This window comes from Methylotenera sp. (genome assembly GCF_030684185.1).
Lineage (GTDB): Bacteria > Pseudomonadota > Gammaproteobacteria > Burkholderiales > Methylophilaceae > Methylotenera.
The window spans coordinates 1-3,618 of the sequence record NZ_JAUXOY010000019.1 but is presented as its reverse complement, the minus strand read 5'-3'; the positions used below and the strand labels follow the sequence as shown (position 1 = coordinate 3,618).

The following is a 3,618-nucleotide window of genomic DNA, read 5'->3' as shown; positions in this document are numbered from 1 at the left end:
CAGGCGTTAACGATGGCAGGATGACTTCGCAGACGTGTGATACTCTTGCGTTCGATACTCAATTTGAGCTCAACTTCATTCCACATTAGCAATCGCCTTTAGTAATCATTCCAGCAAAAGTGCCCATTGCTCAACGTTTTTTTTGAGAATAATGGATGACTCATATTATGCTGACTCACTCAAGGTTCTGCAACCATCGTCGCATAGACCTGATTATTACGAAGATAAGTCAGCGCCAGAGTGGCAAGCTTTATCCATTAACTCAGCCAGCCTAGCGGCAGTATGTGTGCGACTTTTCACTCGCATCCAAGCAACTACAATTATAAATATCATAATAGTTGATGTTAAGTTATCCGATAAATTGCCGTTAAGTAGGGAGAATGAAGTTAATAAATCTTATGGGACAGATAAATGTTATCCACACTTGCCAGCTCAAATAGTAATAATAAGAACGCCCGTATGATGTCTTTGCTAGCAAACACTCCTGTGGATGCTGATGAGGCTTCAATTAATGAATCGCCATACAATACATCTATTCACAAACGGTCAAACAGGATTGACGACAATACTACAATCTTACGATTGCTTAACAATACGCCATCTGTATCTGAAGATACCCTATGTTTGTTAGTCCTTGAGTTATTCCAGCAACAACCATTACTCTTTGCAATTCCTGTCGTTAATCATAGCAACATTCCCACAGGTATTGTCGAGCGTAATTCCTTTGTCGAGCTTTTTATTAAACCTTACGCTAAAGAACTTTATGCGAAAAAGACGATTTTGAGTTTTATGAATAAAACGCCTGTCATCGTGGACAAAGGAACATCGATAGATGATATTGCCAGAATCATAGTCGATGCAGGTATGCAGCATATGGTCAGTGGATTTATCGCCACGACCGAGGGGCAATACCTCGGCATTGCTAATGGTCATAACTTATTGACTGAGATTACACAACGCAAGCAAGCCAGTCTATTTCACCTGGCTCATTATGACCAGCTGACTAAACTACCCAATCGTGTCCTTTTTCTTGATCGCTTAAATGTGGCAATCATTCAATCTGATCGTCAAAAAACCCATGTTGGACTGGTATTCATCGATTTAGATAAATTTAAACATTTTAATGACTCGATGGGGCACAGCTTTGGTGATGAATTGTTAATAGCCGTAGCAGAACGTTTGGTTGGTTGCTCAAGAGAAGGTGAAACAGTTGCTCGTCTTTCAGGAGATGAATTTACCATCCTGTTGGACAATGTGAAGAGTCAGCGAGATTTGGATATTTTGTGTAACCGTATTCTTGACGCAATGAAGCGACCATTGCAAATCATGGGACGCGAAGTATTTATCACCGTCAGTATTGGTTCAGCAATGAGTCCTCAGGATGACGACCAGTCTGCTGGTCTGCTGGTAAAGGCGGATGCTGCCATGTATGAAGCCAAGCGCAGTGGTCGCAATGCTTATCGGCATTATGTACCAGGCATGAATCTGTATTCATATGAACGAATGACCCTCGAAACAGATTTACGCATGGCTTTGGAACGTAATGAGTTTGAATTGTTCTATCAACCCCAAGTTTTACTTTCAACAGGGAAAGTAGTCGGTAACGAAGCCTTGATTCGCTGGCGGCATCCAGAACGTGGTTTACTTGCCCCCATCCATTTTATTGAAATCATTGAGGAATCCGGGCTTATTGTTCCTATCGGAAAATGGGTGATTGAAGAGGCGTGTCGGCAACAAATGATCTGGATGAAAAGTGGGCTTGAACCCATGTGTATGTCAGTTAACATTTCTGCTATGCAGTTTTATCAATCGGACTTCTGTGAGATGGTGAAGTCTATTGTTATGGAAAGCGGTATACAACCAGAACATTTGGAACTTGAACTGACTGAAAGTGTTTGTATGCATGATGTGATCTCAGTGCTTAATCCATTGCAAGAATTGCACGAATTTGGTATTAAGTTAGCCATTGACGATTTCGGTACTGGCTTTTCTAACTTGAGTTATCTAAATAAATTTCCAATAGACAGGCTAAAGATAGACCAATCTTTCATCCGAAATATTGACAGTGAACCTGTAAACATTGAGATTGTGCGCGCTATTGTTGCGCTGGGCAGAAGCATGTCGCTAGAATTGGTTGCAGAAGGAGTCGAAACTGACAGTGAGATGAACTTGGCAGAATCCTGTGGCTGTGAGTTTGTTCAAGGATACCGATTCTCAAAACCACTGCCTGCAGATCAGCTTGAGTTGTGGTTAAATCAGTTCAGTGCAATTCAATCTTGATTTTTTAACCTTTATATCCGATAAAAATTAAATGAAAAACCTCTATCCTAATTTTTCTTTAATTCTAAGTTTGAATTCAATTTTTGATAATCTTCCTTGATTGCACCAATTGCATCGATTTCGTCTTTGATTTTCAACTTGTTTAATGTGTCTATCGGTAATGCAATAAAGAGTTTGATGCGATTTTCTAAGTATCTACAACTTCTTTGAAAAGCTTTTAGCTTTTCACTGTCAGTACCTTCAACGGCTTCCGGATCCTCTATACCCCAATGGGCTGTCATTGGTTGACCTGGCCATATGGGACAAACTTCACCTGCGGTATCATCACAAACAGTAAAAACAAAATCCATATGAGGTGCGCCGAAGCCAGAAAACTCGCCCCAACTTTTACATCTTAACCCATCGGAATTAAGCCCATGCGATTCTAATGTTTTAATCGTCAGTGGGTTGACCTGACTCTTTGGAAAACTGCCGGCACTGTAGGCTTTGAATCTCCCTTTGCCCCAGTGCTCCATCAACTTTTCTGCCATGATGCTGCGAGCAGAGTTTCCACTGCAAAGAAAAAGTACGTTGAATATTTTGGGTTCCATGAGTTGTAAGTTCCTTTAAAATGCTAAGAGTTAAAAGATCATTATTGGTGGTAAATGGTAATAAAAATTTAGATTTTTTCTTTATTTCTGATGGCCTCTAAATTTTCACGCCATTCAGCAAGCTGCTCATCCTCAAGTTCAAGTTGTATTGCTAAGATTTCTATTGGAGTAAATTTTTTATCTGCAGCTCTGTGTGCTTGTATTCTAAACATTCTTCTTAATAATTGCTCAACTTCTGTGTAGGATAAATTTTTAGCTTTTTCAAGGTACTTTTCGTTAACTTTTGTGATTTTCATTTTCCTTACTCTATTCATACGACTAAAAAATTACAAAATTTATTAAGAGTGTAGGTCATCACAATATTCAACCGTGTTACATATTTGTGAATTTAACTATTTATGAGATGTTTTTTTGATATTGATTGCTAGTTTTACAAAAAAAACATCAACCAAAGTAGCCTGTCACATTTATTTAACCTCAATATTTGATAATTACATAACTAACTTTTAGTTGGTATGGCAAATAGAGGGGGCAGGTCAATCAACCGAGGCTAGTCATTGAAAGCGATACTGAACTAGAGAATGCCTTGAATATGATCAGCTCTGGCCTATTTTCACATGGAGATAGGCAACTTTTTGCACCACTTGTTAATAACCTTAGAGAACAAGACCCTTATCTGGTCTGTGCTGATTATCGCGCTTATCTAGACTGCCAGGATAACGTAGGTAAACAGTATCTTAATTCAGAA

At 39.2% G+C, this 3,618-nt stretch carries 3 protein-coding genes and 1 pseudogene; 2 read left to right on the top strand and 2 right to left on the bottom strand.

Going from position 1 to position 3,618, the window contains the following annotated elements:
• Nucleotides 1–411 precede the first annotated feature (411 nt).
• Nucleotides 412–2,280, top strand: a complete 1,869-nt coding sequence (locus Q8J82_RS08745; protein WP_305328142.1) for an EAL domain-containing protein — start codon at nt 412–414, stop codon at nt 2,278–2,280.
• 47 nt (nt 2,281–2,327) lie between these two features.
• Here Q8J82_RS08745 and Q8J82_RS08740 read toward each other — a convergent pair whose 3' ends face one another.
• Together Q8J82_RS08740 and Q8J82_RS08735 are read right to left on the bottom strand one after the other, a co-directional pair.
• Entirely contained in the window at nt 2,328–2,870 is a 543-nt protein-coding gene (locus tag Q8J82_RS08740; protein WP_305326227.1) for an arsenate reductase ArsC, read from the bottom strand.
• 68 nt (nt 2,871–2,938) lie between these two features.
• Nucleotides 2,939–3,166: a hypothetical protein gene (locus tag Q8J82_RS08735; protein WP_305326226.1), complete on the bottom strand. Its 228-nt coding sequence runs from the start codon at nt 3,164–3,166 to the stop codon at nt 2,939–2,941.
• Nucleotides 3,167–3,420: 254 nt separating this feature from the next.
• Here Q8J82_RS08735 and Q8J82_RS13280 point away from each other — a divergent pair.
• Nucleotides 3,421–3,618: pseudogene (locus Q8J82_RS13280) on the top strand (glycogen/starch/alpha-glucan phosphorylase); the annotation flags it as partial.

What these genes read in the sequence shown, in the direction of transcription:
- Q8J82_RS08745 (WP_305328142.1), top strand. Translation starts at nt 412, where the DNA reads ATGTTATCCACACTTGCCAGCTCAAATAGTAATAATAAGAACGCCCGT.
- Q8J82_RS08740 (WP_305326227.1), bottom strand. Translation starts at nt 2,870, where the DNA reads ATGGAACCCAAAATATTCAACGTACTTTTTCTTTGCAGTGGAAACTCT.
- Q8J82_RS08735 (WP_305326226.1), bottom strand. Translation starts at nt 3,166, where the DNA reads ATGAAAATCACAAAAGTTAACGAAAAGTACCTTGAAAAAGCTAAAAAT.